Here is a 17,830-nt window from a genome sequence, read left to right on the forward strand (position 1 = left end):
CTCCTTTCCATGAGATGGGAGACAGAGGGCGACGGGATCTGCTTCCGATCAAGACCGGCCCGGCGAAGGGGTGAGGAGGGCCGTCCGGCCGAAGAGCACGAGCGCCAGGCCGCTGCTGATCAGGGCCGCTCCCACCAAGGGTCCCCAGCTTGGCGCGGCGCTGGAAAAAATTTCGCTGGAAAGAGCGATCGCGGCGATCGCCGAGGCCAGGGCGGAGGCGAACAGCCACCGCCAGACGCCGGCCGGCCGCAGCTTCAGGGCCAGCGCCAGCTGCAGGCCGCCGTCCATCACCAGGGTGGAGATCAACAGAATGCCGATCGCAGCCGCGCCGGTCCGGGGGTTGTAGAAGAGGAAGGCTCCGGAGGCCGCCGCAACCGCACCCGCAATCAGCAGGCCCCTGAGCGGTCGCCCCCCCAGCAACAGGAGCAGCCAGAAGGCCAGGATGGTCATGCCCGCGAACCAGAGCATCCAGCCCGAGGTCCCGCCGAGGACGACGCCGGAGGGGTCAGGCGCCGTGATCACGACGGCGCCGACCAGAATGAAAGCCAGCGCCGCGAGGAAAACGGGCCGGGGCCGGACGCCAAGGTCGCCGACCAGCCCGTCGGACCATTGCGGCAAAGCGCGTGTCGTCATCGTCGCCTCCTGAAGACCCGCTTTCATCGCCCTTCGGCGCGGCTTCCACCTTGACGTCGATCAAGGCGGGGCTCCCTCCCTCCTGCATCTTTGACGGAGCGCCGGTCAGGCGCGCAACACTCGCAGGAGCCATCCCATGACTGCTCAATCCGTCCCCGCCGCGTCGCCGCCGGCCCGCGGTGTCGCTCCCTTCTTCGCGCCGCTCCAGCGCGAACTCGATCGCGTGCTCGCCGATTTCAGCGGCTTCGACCTGTCCGACAGGTTCGGTCTCTCGCCCCGGATGGACATGAGGGAGACGGACGCCGGCGTCGAACTGACCGTTGAACTGCCCGGCCTGACCGAAGACGACGTCCACATCGATCTTGAGGACGAAGTCCTGACCGTCAGCGGCGAGAAGAAGTCCTCTGCGGAAAGCCACGACAAGGGTTTCCGGATGGTCGAGCGCCGTTACGGCGCTTTCTCACGGTCGGTTCGACTTCCCGCCGGCGTGAAGAGCGACGCGATCAAGGCGTCGCTGAAACAGGGCGTGTTGACCGTGACCGCGCCGATGGACGCCGGCGCTGCGGCCCGCAAGCTCGCGATTCCGGTCAAGAGCGCCTGAAGGAGATCGTCATGGACCTGACGGGATCAAGCCTGGTGGTCGTCGCCGACGGGCGCCGGGCCCGGTTGTTCGAGGAGCGGCGTCGCGGGGGAGCGTTGATCGAGATCACCACCCGGCTCGGCGATCTGTCGCTGCATCGGCCTGAGGCCTCCGGCTCCCGGGGCGGCGCCCATGACCGTCTCGGTCCGGCCTCCCACACGGGCGACGGACCGACGCCAAAGGACCGCCGGGAGGCCGATTTCATCGACCTGGTCGGCGCTCGGACGGCCCAGATCATGCGCGGAGGCGGTTATCAGGATCTGATCCTGATGGCCGCGCCGCGCGCGCTTGGCCAGCTGCGCCGGGTGATGGCCCAGGCCGGGGTGACCGTGACCCTCGCCGAGGCGCATGATCGGGCGTCCCAGGATCCGGCCTCGCTTCGAGCCTGTCTGCGCGAGCTCCGTCGGCGCGCCCCGAGCTCCTGATCGGGGCGCCGCCGCGGGGAATTCAATCGCTGGTCGCGTTCGGCAGAAGCACCGCCGCGCCGGAGAAGCGGCCCCTCCGCAGATCGTCGAGCGCGTCGTTGGCCCGCTCCAGCGGATACAAGGTCACGTGCGGTCTCACCCGCGCCTGCTCGGCCAGGGGAAAATAGTCCAGGGCGTCCTGCCGGGTGAGGTTCGCCACCGACGCCAGCACCCGTTCGCCCCACAGCCATTCGTAGGGCATGGCGGGAATGTCGCTCATATGGATGCCGCCGCAGATCACGGCCCCGCCCTTGCGAACCGCCCGGAGCGCTTCGGGCACGAGCTCGCCCACGGGCGCGAACAGGATGGCGGCGTCCAGGGGGGTCGGCGGGGACTGCCCGGACGGACCAGCCCAGGCGCAACCCAGTTCCCGGGCGAGAGCGGCCGCCGCTTCGTCCCCCGGGCGGACAAAGGCGTAGACCCGCTGACCATGCCATAGCGCCAGCTGGGCCAGCAGATGGGCCGCGGCGCCGAAACCGTAGAGGCCGAGCGTCTCCACGGAGCGGCCGGTGCAGGCCATCCGCCAGGCCCGGAAGCCGATCAGGCCTGCGCACAGCAAGGGAGTGCATTCCGCATCCGGGAGCGTGGAGGGCAGGGAGAAGCAATAGCGCGCGTCAGCGATCACCGTATCGGCGTAGCCGCCGTCGCGGGTCCAGCCGTGGAATTCGGCCCGGTCGCACAGATTCTCCCGGCCCTCCAGGCAAAAGGGGCAGACGCCGCAGGTCCAGGCCAGCCAGGCGGCGCCGAGGCGCTCGCCGATCCGTCGACCGGTCACGCCGGAACCCAGGGCGTCGACCACGCCCACGATCTCATGGCCGGGGATGATCGCCGGCTGGCGGGGCGCCAGGTCGCCGTCCAGCTCGTGCAGGTCCGTGCGGCACACGCCGCAGGCCGAAACCCTCAGGCGGACCTGGCCGGGGCCGGGTTCCGGATCCGGCCGGGTTTCGGCCACGAGCGGCCCGTGGGAGTTCCGAAGCGCCATGCACCGCATTGTTGGTTCTCCGCCGGCGTCATCCGAACCTGCCGCTCTGTAACGCCGCCGCCTTGATCCGGATCAAGGCGGGCAGCCGCGGGCCGGGTTCTTCATGGGTTCGCGAAGGAGATCGCCATGCCGCGCCGCCTCCCGGAAGTCAGCCATCCAATTGACCCTCGGGGCGAGCGGGCGCTCGACGCCGCACTGGCCGCGTCCTTCCCCGCCAGCGACCCGGTCGCCGCCCTCGAGCCCGCGCCCGAACGGCCCCGGCGCCGTCGGGGGTCCGTCCGGACCGGACCCTCAAATGATTGCTCGCCAACCCGGAAAAGGGACCAGCCATGACCTACAGAAGCATGATGACCGTGGTGGACGGGAGTCCTGCCGCCCAGCAGCGAGCCGAGACCGCAGCGATGCTGGCGGCCCGGTTCGACGCGCATCTGACCGGAGTCTTTCCTCGTCCCGCCCTGCCCGTGTCGGCTTGGGACGAACCGGTCTACTGGGGCCTGCCTCCGGTCATCCCGCCCGCAGTGCCGCCGGAAGTCCTCGCCGCGCACGAACGCCGGACGGATGCGCAGGCCGAAGACGCGCGGCTGGCGTTTGAAGCGGCGGCCGGCTCGGCAGGGTGCCGTTCGGACTGGCTGGTGCTTCCGGCCGACAGTGGAGCCGGAGTTCTGGAATTGACCCGCCGCACGGATCTGACGGTGTTGCCGGCTGGCCGCCTGCCGACGGTGGGCCCCACCGGCGCCGCCGCCGCCGACCTGGCCCTCGCCGGGGGCGGCCCGGCGCTCATCCTGCCTGAGCGCGCCGGGGATTCCACGCCCGGACGCCGGATTGTCGTGGCGTGGAACGGGAGCCGGGAGGCGGCGCGTGCGGTGCGTGACGCGTGGCCGTTCCTTTCGACGGCCGAGACCGTTCACGTGGTCATCGTATCGCCCGCTGAAGCGGACGGACCGGACAGCCGGCTGCAGCGCTATTTCGAGGAGCATGGATGCACCGCCCAGGTGGTCGTCGTTCGTGAGGCGGATTCGGGGGCTGCAGAGATCCTGCGCGGCCAGGTGAGGACACTGCAGGCCGATCTGATGGTGATGGGGCTGTATGGCCAATCGCGCCTGCGCGAAACGGTGCTGGGCGGCGTCAGCCGCAGCCTGCTTCGCGATCCGCCCGTCCCGATCCTTGTGTCCCATTGAACCGCGAGGCGCCCGTGCCTTCCCGACCCCCTGAATTTCCCGATCGCGCCGCGGCCGGCCGTCGCTTGGGCGAGGCCCTGGCGGACCGCGTTCATGGCGATGCGATCGTCTACGCCATCCCCAGGGGCGGCACGCTGGTCGCCCTCGAGGTGGCGCGCGCCCTGGACGCCCCGCTGGACCTGGCGTTGGTGCGCAAGATAGGCGCGCCCGGGAATCCAGAGGTGGCGCTCGCGGCCGTGATCGACGGGAGTCATCCCCGAACCATCATCAATGAGGACATCGTCAGGCTCACCGGCGCCACGGCGGACTATCTGGAGCGCGAGCGCGTTTCGGCGCTCGCGGAAATCGAGCGGCGTCGGCGCCTGTACTTCGAGGATCACGAACGCCTCGATCCCGCAGGACGCGTCGCGGTTCTCGTGGACGACGGGCTGGCCACCGGCGCCACGGCCCGGGCCGCGGTCGCGGGACTGCGCGCCCAGGGCGTGCGCCGCGTCGTGCTGGCGATTCCGGTGGCGCCCCGGGCGCTCGCGGCGACCTTCCGCCACGAGGTGGACGACCTCATCTGTCTTCTGGAGCCTCAGCCATTCCGGTCCGTCGGGGAAGCCTATGCAGATTTTCATCAGGTGGACGACGCCGAGGTGATCGCCTGCCTGGCCGCCTCCCGCGCCTGAACCCGGAAGGGGTCTTGATCCCGGTCAATGCGCCCGGGCCGCGTCGGAACATCCTCACAGGATTATCCATGGAGGCGACATGACCCAGGCCAGCCTGCCGGATCGGCCGGCCCGATCACGCTCTGCCGACGACTATGTGCTCGGGCTCGACGAGGTCGGTCTGGGCGACATCGCCGCCGTCGGCGGCAAGACCGCCTCGCTGGGCGAGTTGAGGCGTCTGTTGCGAGGCCGGGCCGTGACCACCCCGGACGGCTTTGCAGTGACGGCGGCGGCGTACCGCGACGCCCTGACCGCCGCGGGCGCATGGCCGAAGCTCGCGCGCCTGCTCCAGGACCTCGACATCGACGACGTGGGGCAGGTGGCGGCCAAGGGGGCTGAGGCGCGGGCGATCGTCTATCAGGCGACGGATGATCCCAGGCTCGGGGCTGCGATCGCGAAAGCCTACCGCGAACTGGGCGCGGGGGCGAAGGCCCGTCCGAGGGTCGCCGTGCGCAGTTCCGCCACCGCCGAGGATCTCCCGCAGGCCAGCTTCGCCGGCCAACACGACAGCTTTCTGCATGTCACGGGGGAGGCCGGGGTCGTCGAGGCCTGCCGGCGATGTTTCGCCTCGCTTTTCACCGACCGGGCGATCGTCTATCGCGCCCGGAACGGGTTCGACCACCTCAAGGTGGCGCTTTCGGTGGCGGTCATGCGGATGGTGGACGCCGACCGGGGCGCCAGCGGGGTCGCCTTCACCATCGACACCGAGACGGCCTTCCCGGATGTGGTGTTCGTGACCGGCGCCTACGGGCTGGGCGAAGGCATCGTCCAGGGCCGTGTCGGCCCGGACGAGTTCTATGTCCACAAGCCCACCTGGCGCGCGGGCTATCGGGCCGTGCTGAGGCGGTCGCTGGGCAGCAAGGAGACTCGCCTCATCCGGCCCGAGACCTCGTCGGGTCCGGGCGTCCTGCAGGCGCGGGCCGTCTCGCGCCGCGATCGGGAGCGCTTCTGCATCACGGACGCGGAAGTGCTGGAGCTCGCCGGCGCCGCGATCGCCATCGAGGATCATTATTCGGCCAGGGCCGGCCGATGGACTCCGATGGACCTGGAGTGGGCGCGGGACGGCGGTGATGGGCCCCTGTACATCCTGCAGGCGAGGCCGGAAACCGTGGCGTCGCGCCGGCCGGCGGGCGTCTATGAGGTCCGGACCCTCGATGCCGGTGACGCGCCGGTCATCGTCTCCGGCAAGGCGGTGGGCCAGGGCGTCGCGTCGGGGGCCGTGAGAACCGTCGCCACGGCCGAGGATCTGGCGGCCTTTGTCCCGGGTGAAGTGCTGGTCGCCGCGACCACGAGTCCGGACTGGCTGCCGGCGATGAGGACGGCCGCAGCGATCGTCACGGACCAGGGCGGGCGCACCTGTCACGCGGCCATCGTGGCGCGGGAACTCGGCATTCCGGCGGTCGTCGGAACAGGGGACGGCACGAGGCGCCTCGTCGCCGGGCAGGCGGTGACCGTCAGCTGCGCCGGGGGAGAGGAGGGCGCGGTGTACGCCGGCCGTCTGCCCTACGCCGTCGACCGGCTACGCCTCGCCGATCTGCCGCGAACCCGAACGGCGATCATGCTCAATCTGGCGCAGCCGGACATGGCCTTCCAGGCCGCGGCCCTGCCGGCGGCGGGCGTCGGATTGGCGCGGATGGAGTTCATCATCGGCGAGTTGATCGGCATCCACCCCATGGCCGCGGCCCATCCCGAGCGGATTGCATCCGGGCGCGTACGTCGCGCCATCGCCCGATGGGCGCTCGGGGAGTCCCCTCGGGCCTGTTTCGTCCGTCAACTGGCGGAAGGCGTGGGCGCCATCGCCGCGGCCTTTTATCCACGGCCGGTCATCGTGCGTCTGTCCGATTTCAAGACCAACGAATACGCCTCACTCACCGGCGGCTCAGACTTTGAACCGGTCGAGGAGAACCCCATGCTGGGGTTCAGGGGCGCCGCCCGCTACGCCCATCCGCTGTACGCCGACGGCTTCGCCCTTGAGTGCGAAGCGTTGGCCCGGGTCCGCGACGTCATGGGACTGACCAACGTCCGGCTGATGGTGCCGTTCTGCCGCCGGGTGGAGGAAGGGCGGCAGGTCCTGGAGACCCTGGCCGCGCACGGACTCCGCCAGGGCCCGGGAGGCGTCGAGATCTATGTGATGTGCGAAATCCCCAACAATGTGATCCAGATCGACGCCTTCGCCCAACTGTTCGACGGCTTCTCGATCGGCTCGAACGATCTCACCCAGCTGGTCCTGGGCGTCGATCGGGATTCGGCCGAGGTCGCCTTCGATTTCGACGAACGCGATCCGGGTGTCCTTGAGATGCTTCGGCAGGCCGTGGCCGGCGCCAGGCGCAATGGCCGACCCGTGGGAATCTGCGGGGAGGCGCCGGCTTCCTACCCGGAGGTGGCGGCCGCGCTTGTGCGCGCAGGGATCGACTCAATCAGCGTGAATCCGGGGAGCTTTCCGCGGACCGTCGAGGCCGTGGCCCGGGCGGAGGGCGCCGCCCCGACGTCCTGATCAAATCGAGGCGCGGCCCCCGGCCTATCGGAAAGCCGTCCCCGGCCGCACGCCCAGCCGCCGGAATATCATGGCGGCCGGGCAGAAGCCGGTGATGGAAGCCTGCAGCAGATTCAGGCCCACGAACACCGTCAGCCATACCCAGGCCGGGTGAACCCAGTGGGTCAGCGCCAGGCTGAGCAGCACCATGAAGCCGGCGAACATCATGACGGCGCGGTCGAGGCTCATGGCGTGGTCTCCTGAACGGGGGCGGATTGAGTGGTGCGGCGCAGCTTGTGGGCGCCGATCAGGTCGAGGGCCAGCTTCTCGTAGAGCGGCTCAGCCTGGCCCTTGCGGACCTTGTGCAGGAAGTAGCCTTCGAAGGCGACCTTGGCCGTGTGCACCCACCGGCCGCTGGCCGACCAGTTGATGTTGCGCGGCGGAATCTGAGGCTGGGCTATGAAGGCCACGCCGCCATCGCCGAAATCGGCCAGGCAGATGGCGTTCCAGCTGGCCTCGAAGGTCGGATCCCTGCCGTCCAGGATCTGGTTCAGATTGGCGGATATGGCGGAGACCATGCTCTCGATCATGAAGCCGGTCTTGGGCACGCCCACGGGCACCGGCGTGGGGCCGGTCGGCGGGATGGCGATGCAGACGCCCAGGGCGAATATGTCCGGCCAGGTCGGATTGCGTTGATGTTTGTCCACCAGAATGAAGCCGCGGGGATTGGTCAGACCTTCGACGCCGCGCACGGCCTCGACCCCGCGGAAGGCCGGCAACATCATGGAATAGGCGAAGGGAAGGTCGTGGTTCGCCTTCACGGTCCCGTCCTCGCCGACCTCCTCGACATGCATCATGCCGGCGTCGACGCTCTTCACCTTCGCATTGGTGATCCATTTGATGTGCCGCTGGCGCATCTCGCTTTCCAGCAGTCCCTTGGTGTCGCCGACCCCGTCGAGACCGAGATGGCCGATGTAGGGTTCGGAGGTGACGAAGGTCATCGGCACCTTGTCGCGCAGCTTGCGGCGACGCAGCTCGGTGTCGAGGATCATCGCGAACTCGTAGGCGGGCCCGAAGCAGGACGCCCCCTGGACCGCGCCGACCACGATAGGGCCGGGATTCTCGACGAAGCGGTCGAAGGCCGCGGCGGCCTCGACCGCGTGGTCGACGTGGCAGATCGAGACGGTGTAGCCGTCGGGGCCGAGGCCCGGGATCTCGTCGAAGGCCAGCTCCGGGCCGGTGGCGATGACCAGATAGTCGTAGTGCAGGGCCCGGCCGTCGGCCAGGTCGACGCCCTTTTCGGCGGGGCGGATGCGGCTGGCGCCGACGTTGATGAACTCCACGCCCTTGCGCTTCATCACCTCCGGCAGGCTGACCTCGATGGCCTCGCGCTTGCGCCAATTCACCGCCACCCACGGATTGGACGGGGTGAAATGGAAGGTGTCGCCCCTGGACACCATGACGATCCGCGCCCGGTCGCCGAGCGCGTGGCGCAGATCATAGGCGGCGATAGCGCCGCCCAAGCCTGCGCCGATGATGACGATGGTGGGCCGGTCCATACGCGATCTCCATTCCGGGACGGTCTTGTCGAAATCTAATCCTGCGCCCCCCAGGCCGTCGTGCCTTGATCCGTATCAAGACCGGGGAACGGCGTCGGGTGGATAGTTCCGCAGGCTTGCAATCATATTAGCAATATCTAATATTAGCGCAAGCTTACATAAGGACGCCATTGATGACGAAGCCCACGGCTCTGTTCGCCGCCCTCGCCGCCACCATCCTGCTGGCCGGCGGTCTGTCGGCGTGCGGCGGGGAGCCGGAGGTCGTCGCGACCGCGCCGGCGCGGGGTGAGCGCCTGGCGGTGACCGAAGCCCTGATCGACGCCGTCAAGCCGGCCTCGGCCGTGGTCGCCTCCCGCGATCTCGCCGAGGCGCGGGCCCGCATCCCCGGCACACTGGTCCAGCTCAACGTCCGCGAAGGCGATGTGGTCCGGCAAGGCCAGGTGATCGGCGTCGTCGTGGACGATCGGGTCGGCATGGAGACCGCCGCTCTCGGGGCCCAGGTCGCGGCGGCCGAGGCCGAGGCGACGCGCGCCCGCGCCGATCTTTCGCGGGTCCAGACCTTGTACGACCGCGGCTTCTACGCCCAGGCCCGGCTGGATCAGGTCCGCGCCGCCTCCCAGGCGGCCGACGCCCAGGTCCGGGCCGCCCGCGCCCAGCGTTCGGCCAGCGCCGAGACCGGCGCCCAGGGCCGCATTCTCGCCCCGGCCTCGGGGCGCGTCCTGACCGCCGACGTTCCCGTCGGCTCGGTGGTCAGCGGGGGTCAGTCCGTCGCGACCATTACGGCGGGCCCCCTGGTCCTGCGCCTCGAACTGCCCGAAGCCCAGGGCCGCAACCTGCGGGTCGGCCAGACCGTGACCCTGTCCGGCGAGGATCTGCCCGGCGTGGCCAGCGGTGCGATCGCCCAGGTCTATCCAGCGTCCACGGCCGGGCGAACCACAGCAGACATCGCCGTCGACGGCCTGGCCAGCGATCGGGTCGGACAGCGGGTCATGGTCCAGGTCCCCGTCGGCCAGCGACGCGCCCTGGTCGTGCCGCGCCGCTTCGTCGCCACCCGCTTCGGCATCGACTTCGTTCGCACCGTCGACCGCGCCGGCCGCGTCAGCGAGGCGCCGGTCCAGTTGGGCGGTCCCGTCCCGGGCGACCGGGTCGAGGTGCTGTCCGGCCTGACGGCCGGCGATGTCGTCCTGGCCGCCGCGCCGGAGCGCGCCCGATGAACCTCGGCCTGTCCGGACGCCTGACCCGCGCCACCCTCAATTCGCCGCTGACTCCCCTGATGCTGCTGGCGGCCATCGCCGTCGGTCTTATGGCCGTGCTTTCGATCCCTCGCGAGGAGGAGCCGCAGATCAGCGTGCCCATGGTCGACATCATGGTTGCGGCCCCCGGCTTGAGCGCCGCCGACGCCACAGAACTGGCGGCCAAGCCGCTGGAAGCCATCGTGCGCAGCATCGACGGCGTCGAACACGTCTACACCCAGGTGCAGGATGACCGGGTGATGGTCACGGCCCGCTTCGTGGTCGGCTCGGATCCTGACGACGCGGCGGTTCGCGTCCATGAGAAGGTGCGCGCCAACTACGGCTCGATTCCCGTCGGCGTCTCCGAGCCGCAAATCGTCACCCGGGGCATCAACGACGTCCCGGCAGTGGTCCTGACCCTCACGCCGCGCGCCGACGCGGCCGGGCGCTGGAGCGATCAGGCCCTGTATGACGTCGTCGCCCGGCTCAGGACCGAGATCGGCAAGGTCGAGGATGTCGGCCTGACCTTCATCGTCGGCGGACGCCCGTCGGAAATTCGCGTCGAACCCGATCCGGCGCGCATGGCCGCGCGGGGCGTGGCCCTGTCCTCCGTCCTCGAGACCGTGGCCCAGGCCAACCGAAGCTTCCCTGCGGGCTCCGTCCGCGATCAGGGCCGGGCCCTGAGCCTGCGTTCGGGCGAACGGCTGGCCACGCCCGATGACGCGTCGCTGCTGACCGTCCGTTCGATGGCCGGCGAGCCCGTCTATCTGCGCGACGTGGCCACCGTCGTTCAGGCCCCGCGCGAGGATCAGGCCCGCGCCGCCCACTACGCCCGCGCCGGCGACGGCTGGAGCCGGACCCCGGCCGTCAGCCTGGCCGTCGCCAAACGCCAGGGCGCCAACGCCGTGGTGGTCTCGCATGGTGTCATGCAGCGGGTCGAGGCGCTGAAGGGCACGCTGATCCCCGAAGGCCTCGAGGTCGTGGTCACCCGCGACTATGGCGAGACGGCCAATGAGAAGGCCAATGAGCTGCTGATGCACCTCGGCCTCGCGACAATCTCCATCGTCATCCTGATCGGCTTCGCCATCGGCTGGCGTGAGGCGGGCGTCACCGCCGTGGTCATTCCCACCACCATCCTGCTGACCCTCTTCGCCTCCAATCTGATGGGCTACACCATCAACCGCGTCAGCCTGTTCGCCCTGATCTTCTCGATCGGCATCCTCGTCGACGACGCCATCGTGATGATCGAGAACATCGCCCGCCACTGGGCCATGAACGACGGCCGCAGCCGCGCCGAGGCGACCGTCGAGGCCGTGGCCGAGGTCGGCAACCCGACCGTGGTCGCCACCCTGACCGTGGTCGCGGCCCTGCTGCCCATGCTGTTCGTCTCGGGCCTGATGGGCCCCTACATGGCGCCGATCCCGGTCAACGCCTCGGCGGCCATGGTCTTCTCCTTCTTCGTCGCCGTGGTCATCGCGCCCTGGCTGATGATCCGCCTCGCCCGGAAAACCCTGGCCGGCGGCCACGGTCACCAGCACGGCGAGGGCATGCTGGGCCGCCTCTATCGCAAGGTGGCGACGCCGGTCATCCGCTCGCGCCGCAGCGCCTGGACCTTCCTGATCGTCGTGGGCCTCGCCACCCTTCTCGCCATGTCGATGTTTGGCTTCCGGGTCGTGCCGGTGAAGCTGCTGCCGTTCGACAACAAGTCCGAGCTGCAGGTGGTGCTGGACATGCCCGAGGGGACCAGCCTCGAAACCACCGAGCGTACCCTGGCCGGGGCCGCGGCCGTGGCCGGAACCCTGGCCGAGGTAGAGTCGCTGGAAAGCTACGCCGGGACCGCGACGCCCTTCAATTTCAACGGCCTGGTGCGCCACTATTTCCTGCGCGCCGGGGCCGAACAGGGCGACCTGGCGGTCATGCTGGCGCCCCGGGATGACCGCGACCGCAGCAGCCACGCCATCGCCCTGGACCTGCGCCGCCGTCTGGCCGGGTTGCCGCTGCCGGCGGGCGCCTCGCTGAAGGTGGTGGAAGCTCCGCCCGGACCGCCGGTGCTCGCTACCCTGCTGGCCGAGGTCTACGGCCCCGACGCCGCGACCCGCCGCGCCGTGGCGGCCGAGTTGGAGACCCTGTTCCGTGCCGAGTCCTCGGTGGTCGACGTCGACAACAGCTACGGCGTGCGTCGCCCGGTCCTGCGTCTGATCCCCGACCGCGAGAAGATCGAGCGGTTCGGCCTGTCCGAGCGCGAGGTGCACGACTCCATCGCCGCCGTCATGGGTGGCCAGATCCTCGGGTACGCCGCGCGCGACGACGAGCGAACGCCGGTCGAGATCGCCGTACGCCTGCCGCAGTCGGCCCGGGCCTGGACCGAACAGATGGCCGTGATGCCCGTAGCCGTCACCACGATCGACGGCGGCCGGCGGCTGGTCGAACTGGGCGAGGTCGTAGAGGCCCGTCGGGAGCTGGCCGGCTGGCCCGTCTACCGCCGCGACGGCCGCGCCGCCGAAATGGTCACAGCCGAACTCGCCGGCCAGTTCGAGGCCCCCATCTACGGCATTCTGGCCATCGACGCCGCCATCAAGGCCCACGACTGGAAGGGCCTGCCGCGCCCCGAGGTCCGGCTCAACGGCCAGCCGACCGACGAGACCGTTCCGACCGTGCTGTGGGACGGCGAATGGGAGATCACCTGGGTGACCTTCCGCGACATGGGCGCCGCCTTCGGGGTGGCCCTGCTGGGGATCTATGTTCTGGTCGTGGCCCAGTTCAAGGATTTCCGCATTCCGCTGGTGATCCTGACGCCCATTCCGTTGACCCTGATCGGCATCGTCATCGGCCACATGCTGTTCGGCGCGCCCTTCACCGCCACCTCGATGATCGGCTTCATCGCCCTGGCCGGGATCATCGTGCGAAACTCGATCCTGCTCGTCGACTTCATCCGTCACGCCCGAACGCCGGGACGGCCGCTGCGCGAGGTTCTGCTCGAGGCCGGGGCCATCCGCTTCAAACCCATCCTGCTGACGGCGCTGGCGGCGATGATCGGGGCGGCGGTGATCCTGTTCGACCCGATCTTCCAGGGCCTCGCCATCTCCCTGCTGTTCGGTCTGATCTCCTCGACGATTCTGACGGTGCTGGTGATCCCGGCCATCTATATCGCATTGAAGGACGACGGCCGCCCCATGGCCGCGCCCGGACCCGCGGAAGAGACGCCATGACCGACGCCCTGCCCACGCCCGACGCCGCCGCCCTGGCCGAGCTGGAGGCCAGCGCCGCCCCGGCGGCCCGCCTGATGCGTCTGTTCGCCAATGAGCAACGGCTGATGCTGATGTGCCGGCTCAGCGAAGGCGACTGCGCCGTCGGCGATCTGGCTGGCTACGTCGGCCTGTCGCAGTCCGCCTGTTCGCAGCACCTCGGCCGTTTGCGCGACGCCGGCGTCATCGCCCCGCGGCGGGAAGCCCAGACCATCTACTACGGCATCGTCGACCCGGCTGCCGCCCGGGTCATCGGCCTGCTCTGTGACATCTACCGTGACAAACCGAAGGACCGGACAGCATGACCTATTTCCACGCCCGCACCGTCGAGGGCGACTTCGACGCCGTTGTTGAACGCACCCGGGCCGCGCTTCAGAAGCACGGCTTCGGCGTCCTCACCGAGATCGACGTCCAGGCCACGCTCAAGGCGAAGATCGGCCAGGATTTCCGGCCCTACCGCATCCTCGGCGCCTGCAATCCGGTCATGGCCCATGAGGCCCTGAAGATGGAGGCGCACGTCGGCGCCATGCTTCCCTGCAACGTGGTGGTCCAGCAGGCCGAAGGCGGCGTCGAGGTCTTCGCCATCGACCCGGCCGCCTCGATGCGCGCCATCGACAATCCCGACTTGCTGAGCCACGCGAAAACGGTGGGCGAGCATCTGCGGGCGGCCGTCGACGAGGTCTGAAAGCCGGCGGCCCGGGCTGTCTTGATCCAGATCACGGGGCGGCGAGCCGCGATCTGCCACTGTGCGACTGGCCCAGATGGATCACCGCCGCCCATGCCCTTGCGGGACGAACAACGCCCAAACCGAGCGGCGGACCGGAACACCGCCGCCGGGAATCCGCCGGCCGCACCGGGGAGGCTGTGCTTTCGCGCCCGGGGCGTGAACAGGGTCTATGGCTCCGGTCCGGCGGCGGTGCAGGCCCTGCGAGGCGTGGACCTGGATCTGCCCGAGGGCGAGATGGTCGTGGTGCTGGGCGCGTCCGGCAGCGGCAAGTCGACCTTCCTCAACATTCTCGGCGGGCTGGATACGCCGACCAGCGGCGAGGTCCTTTTCAGGGGCGAGGACATCAGTCGGGCGGACCAGAGGCAGCTGACCGAATACCGTCGCCGGCACGTCGGGTTCGTCTTCCAGTTCTACAATCTGATACCGAGCCTGACCGCGCGCGAGAACGTGGCCCTCGTCACCGAGATCGCCGAAGCGCCGCTCAGCCCCGAAGAGGCCCTCGCCATGGTCGGCCTGGAGAATCGTCTGGATCATTTTCCGGCGCAGTTGTCCGGCGGCGAGCAACAGCGCGTGGCCATCGCGCGCGCCGTGGCCAAGCAGCCGTCCGTGCTGCTCTGCGACGAGCCGACCGGCGCCCTGGATTCGGCTACCGGCGTACGGGTGCTGGAGGCGCTCAAGACCGTCAACGACACGCTCAACGCCACCACCCTGCTGATCACCCACAACGCCGCGATCGCCGCCATCGCCGACCGCGTGGTGCTGTTCGCGGACGGGCGAGTTCGCGAAGTGCGCGAGAACGCGGACAAGCGCCAGCCTGGTGAAATCTCGTGGTGAGCGGGCTGCCCGTCTGGATTGGCGCGCTGGATCGCAAGCTGGTGCGGGAGCTGTGGCGCATGAAGGCTCAGGCCCTGGCGATCGCCTTCGTCATCGCCGGGGGCGTCGCGGTCCACCTCCTCGCCGCCGGCATGCTCAGCTCGCTGGAGGAGACCCGGCGCGCCTACTATGAACGCTATCTGTTCGCTGACGTCTGGGCCCCCACGGTCCGCGCTCCGCAGCGTCTGATCGACGATATCAGGGCCATCGACGGGGTCCAGGCCGCGGCGACCCGCATCAGGGTCCCGGCGCTCTTCGCCATGGAAGGCATGAGCGCACCCGCCACCGGCGAGGTTCTGTCATTGCCGGACGTGGGGGAGCCGGCGGTCAACCGGCTGCATCTGGTCCGCGGTCGACTTCCGGCCGCCGGGCAGCGGGACGAGGCGGTGGTCCTGCAGGCCTTTGCCGACGCACACAGACTCCAGATCGGCGATACGGTTCCGACCACGCTTCGGGGCGGGCGACGCCCACTGACGGTGGTCGGGGTCGCCCTGTCCCCGGAACACGTCTACGCCATCGGCCCCGGCCAGTTCGTTCCCGACGACCGGCTGTTCGGCGTCCTCTGGATGCGGCGCAGCGCCCTGGCGCAGGCGGTTGACCAGGACGAGGCCTTCAACGAGGCGGTCGTGAGGCTCTCTCGCGGCGCGTCGGAGCCGGCGGTGATCGCCCGGCTGGATCGTCTTCTGGAGCCCTATGGCGCACCGGGCGCCTATGGCCGCGCCGACCAGATATCGGACGCCTTCGTGTCCAGCGAGATCGACCAGCTCGCGACCATGGGACGGGTTCTGCCGCCGGTGTTCCTGCTGGTGGCGGCCTTCCTGGTCAATGTCGTGCTCTCGCGCCTGATCGCCGTCCAACGCGCCAGCATCGGCCTGTTGAAGGCCTTCGGCTACCGGGATCGCGACATCATCGGCCACTACCTGAAGCTGGTCGCCGTCATCGCCGCGACCGGCGTGCTGATCGGCGGGGCGGCGGGGATCTGGCTCGGCCGGGCCATGGCGGAGCTCTACATGGAGTACTACCGCTTCCCCTTCCTGCTGTTCCAGGCGAATCCGTCCGACTACGCCATCGTCGTCGGCGCCGCGATGATCACGGTGATGGGCGGCGCGGTCCTGGCGGTCCGGCGGGCCGCGGCCCTGAATCCCGCGGAGGCGATGACGCCCGCGCCCCCGCCCGACTATTCCAGGGCGGCCGGCGCGTGGATCACCCGGATGCGCTTCATCGACCAGCAGTCGCGCATGATCCTGCGCCAGATCATTCGCTGGCCCTGGCGCGCGGCCCTGACCGTCGCCGGGATCGCGGCCTCCGGCGCCCTCCTGATCGGCACCCTGTCGACGATGGACGGGATCGAGGTGATGATCGACTCCAGCTTCAACGCGTCCAATCCTCATGACGTGTCGGTGAGCTTCGTCGAGCCACGGTCGCGGGCCGGCCTGTTCAGTCTCGCCCGCGAGGAGGGGGTCTTGGCCGCCGAGTCCTTCCGGGTCGTGCCGGTCCGCCTCCGCAACGGCGCGCGCGAGGAACGCGCGGTGATCACGGGTGCGCCGCTCGACGGAACCCTCTCGCGATTGGTCGACACCCACAACCAGCCGGTCTTTCCGCATCCCGGCGGTCTGGTCCTGTCCAGCGATCTGGCCGCCAAGCTCGAGGTCGAGGCGGGCGACATCGTGGAAGCCCAGGTCACCGAAGGCCGGCGGCCCCTGCTCGCGATTCCGGTCTCGGCGGTCGTCGTCAGCTACGTCGGGTCCGGCGCCCGGATGCGGATCGAGGACCTGAACCGGGCGCTTGGGGAGGGGCCGCAGATGTCAGGCGCCTGGCTGACGGTCGACTCCGACCGGACCGGAAGTCTCTACGCCCGTCTGAAGGAGACTCCCGCGGTCGTCGGCGTGGGTCTGCAGGCGGACGCCGTCAAACGTCTGGCCGCCATGCTCGACGAAAACCTCGGCCGGTCCATCCTGACCTTCTTCTTCTTCGCCGGATTGATCGCGTCGGGGGTGGTCTACAACACCGTGCGTATCTCCTTCGCCGAGCGCCAGCGCGAGCTGGCGTCGCTGCGGGTGCTCGGCTTCTCGCGCGCCGACGTCTCCTACATCCTGCTCGGCGAGGTGGCTTTCCTGACCCTCCTCGCCCTGCCGCTGGGAGCGGCGGCGGGAGCCGGTCTCGCCTGGTATCTCGCCTACGCCATGAGTTCCGACCTGTTCCGGCTGCCCTTCGCCGTCGCTCCGGCGACCTTCGGCATGGCCGGAGCGGTGGTGCTGGCCATCACGGTCGCTGCGAGTCTGATGGTGCGCGGCCAGATCGACCGGCTCGACCTCGCCGAAGTCCTGAAGACCGGAGAATAGTGTGATGAAAATCAACCGGTTCAATCTCAAATTTCGAACTCTGTTCTGGGCCGGGGTGGCGCTGGCGCTGGCGGCGCTGCTGATCTTCGCCTTCCGCCCGCGTCCGGTTCTCGTGGATATCGGCGAGATCAGCCGAGGCCCTCTCACCGTCGCGGTTCGCGACGAGGCGCGCACGCGGGCGCGAGAGGTCTATGTGGTGTCTGCTCCCGTCTCGGGCCGGCTGATGCGCGTCGGCAATCGTGCAGGCGAACGGGTTGAGGCCGGGGCGGTGATTGCGATCATCCAGCCGGCCCCGCCGATCCTTGTAGACGAGCGCTCCCGTCAGGAAATCCAGGCCGGGGTTCGCTCGGCCGAAGCTGCCCTGGCCCTGGCGCGCGCCGAACTGGAAGGCGCCGACGCCCGGCTGGCCCATGCCCGGATCGAGGCGGACCGCGCCGAGACTCTTTTCGCCGCGTCGGTCGCGTCGCAGAGCGCGCTGGACCGCGCCCGTCTCGACGTCCGCACCGCCGCTGCCGCCGTCGGCAACGCCCGCGCCGGCGTCGGCGTCCGGCAGGCGGCCCTCGAGGCGGCCCGCGTACGGCTGATCGAGCCGGCCGCGGCGGCGACCGGGGGCCGCGCCGTGACCATTCGCGCCCCGGTCACGGGCCGGGTGCTGCGGGTCCTGCAGGAAAGCGAAAGCGTCGTCGCCCAGGGCGCGCCGGTGATGGAGATCGGCGATCCCGGAGATCTCGAGGTGGTCGCCGAACTGCTGTCGAGCGATGCGGCGCGGATC

Annotated in this window: 16 protein-coding genes; 12 read left to right on the forward strand and 4 right to left on the reverse strand. The window is 69.8% G+C overall.

Annotated features, from left to right (window positions below):
• Nucleotides 1-48: 48 nt before the first annotated feature.
• Nucleotides 49-633, reverse strand: a complete 585-nt coding sequence (locus tag VN378_RS03330) for a hypothetical protein (protein WP_325740941.1) — start codon at nt 631-633, stop codon at nt 49-51.
• Between the two features lie 136 nt (nt 634-769).
• On the opposite strand from VN378_RS03330, the gene VN378_RS03335 reads away from it, so the two are divergent.
• Nucleotides 770-1,234: an Hsp20/alpha crystallin family protein gene (locus VN378_RS03335; RefSeq protein WP_325740944.1), complete on the forward strand. Its 465-nt coding sequence runs from the start codon at nt 770-772 to the stop codon at nt 1,232-1,234.
• An 11-nt stretch (nt 1,235-1,245) separates the two neighbouring features.
• The gene (locus VN378_RS03340) at nt 1,246-1,698 is read left to right on the forward strand and encodes a host attachment protein (protein WP_325740946.1); all 453 of its coding nucleotides are present in this window, start codon (nt 1,246-1,248) and stop codon (nt 1,696-1,698) included.
• A gap of 22 nt (nt 1,699-1,720) precedes the next feature.
• On the opposite strand, the gene VN378_RS03345 is transcribed toward VN378_RS03340, so the two are convergent.
• Entirely contained in the window at nt 1,721-2,719 is a 999-nt protein-coding gene (locus VN378_RS03345) for a zinc-dependent alcohol dehydrogenase family protein (protein WP_325740948.1), read from the reverse strand.
• Nucleotides 2,720-3,048: 329 nt separating this feature from the next.
• Between VN378_RS03345 and VN378_RS03350 the strand changes: the two genes are divergently transcribed.
• From VN378_RS03350 to ppsA, 3 genes are all read left to right on the forward strand, one after another.
• Nucleotides 3,049-3,897, forward strand: coding sequence for a universal stress protein (locus VN378_RS03350; protein WP_325740950.1), 849 nt, complete (start codon nt 3,049-3,051; stop codon nt 3,895-3,897).
• A gap of 14 nt (nt 3,898-3,911) precedes the next feature.
• A complete protein-coding gene (locus tag VN378_RS03355; RefSeq protein WP_325740952.1) occupies nt 3,912-4,568 on the forward strand; it encodes a phosphoribosyltransferase in 657 nt (218 codons plus the stop codon).
• A gap of 79 nt (nt 4,569-4,647) precedes the next feature.
• Nucleotides 4,648-7,101 carry a phosphoenolpyruvate synthase gene (gene ppsA / locus VN378_RS03360; protein ID WP_325740955.1) on the forward strand — a complete coding sequence of 818 codons (2,454 nt, stop codon included), beginning with the start codon at nt 4,648-4,650 and terminating at the stop codon, nt 7,099-7,101.
• Between the two features lie 24 nt (nt 7,102-7,125).
• Here ppsA and VN378_RS03365 read toward each other — a convergent pair whose 3' ends face one another.
• Together VN378_RS03365 and VN378_RS03370 are read right to left on the reverse strand one after the other, a co-directional pair.
• Nucleotides 7,126-7,329 carry a DUF2892 domain-containing protein gene (locus tag VN378_RS03365; protein ID WP_325740957.1) on the reverse strand — a complete coding sequence of 68 codons (204 nt, stop codon included), beginning with the start codon at nt 7,327-7,329 and terminating at the stop codon, nt 7,126-7,128.
• Nucleotides 7,326-8,639, reverse strand: a complete 1,314-nt coding sequence (locus VN378_RS03370) for an NAD(P)/FAD-dependent oxidoreductase (RefSeq protein ID WP_325740961.1) — start codon at nt 8,637-8,639, stop codon at nt 7,326-7,328. The genes VN378_RS03365 and VN378_RS03370 overlap by 4 nt, the downstream gene beginning before the upstream one ends.
• A 173-nt stretch (nt 8,640-8,812) precedes the next feature.
• Here VN378_RS03370 and VN378_RS03375 point away from each other — a divergent pair, with 173 nt between their 5' ends.
• The 7 genes from VN378_RS03375 to VN378_RS03405 all read left to right on the forward strand — a co-directional run.
• Complete coding sequence (locus VN378_RS03375; protein WP_325740965.1) at nt 8,813-9,853, forward strand: efflux RND transporter periplasmic adaptor subunit; 1,041 nt, start codon at nt 8,813-8,815, stop codon at nt 9,851-9,853.
• Nucleotides 9,850-13,080, forward strand: coding sequence for an efflux RND transporter permease subunit (locus tag VN378_RS03380; RefSeq protein ID WP_325740968.1), 3,231 nt, complete (start codon nt 9,850-9,852; stop codon nt 13,078-13,080). Before VN378_RS03375 ends, VN378_RS03380 begins: the two co-directional genes overlap by 4 nt.
• The gene (locus tag VN378_RS03385; protein WP_325740971.1) at nt 13,077-13,421 is read left to right on the forward strand and encodes a metalloregulator ArsR/SmtB family transcription factor; all 345 of its coding nucleotides are present in this window, start codon (nt 13,077-13,079) and stop codon (nt 13,419-13,421) included. The genes VN378_RS03380 and VN378_RS03385 overlap by 4 nt, the downstream gene beginning before the upstream one ends.
• On the forward strand, nt 13,418-13,801 hold the full coding sequence (locus VN378_RS03390; RefSeq protein WP_325740974.1) for a DUF302 domain-containing protein: 384 nt from the start codon (nt 13,418-13,420) through the stop codon (nt 13,799-13,801). Before VN378_RS03385 ends, VN378_RS03390 begins: the two co-directional genes overlap by 4 nt.
• 198 nt (nt 13,802-13,999) lie before the next feature.
• Complete coding sequence (locus VN378_RS03395; protein WP_325740976.1) at nt 14,000-14,677, forward strand: ABC transporter ATP-binding protein; 678 nt, start codon at nt 14,000-14,002, stop codon at nt 14,675-14,677.
• Nucleotides 14,674-17,058, forward strand: coding sequence for an ABC transporter permease (locus VN378_RS03400; RefSeq protein ID WP_325740978.1), 2,385 nt, complete (start codon nt 14,674-14,676; stop codon nt 17,056-17,058). The genes VN378_RS03395 and VN378_RS03400 overlap by 4 nt, the downstream gene beginning before the upstream one ends.
• Nucleotides 17,059-17,062: 4 nt before the next feature.
• Nucleotides 17,063-17,830 (forward strand): efflux RND transporter periplasmic adaptor subunit (locus tag VN378_RS03405; RefSeq protein WP_325740980.1); only part of this gene is annotated, 768 nt, incomplete at its 3' end.

The sequence above is a fragment of the Brevundimonas sp. genome (assembly GCF_035561115.1).
Classification (GTDB): Bacteria; Pseudomonadota; Alphaproteobacteria; order Caulobacterales; family Caulobacteraceae; genus Brevundimonas.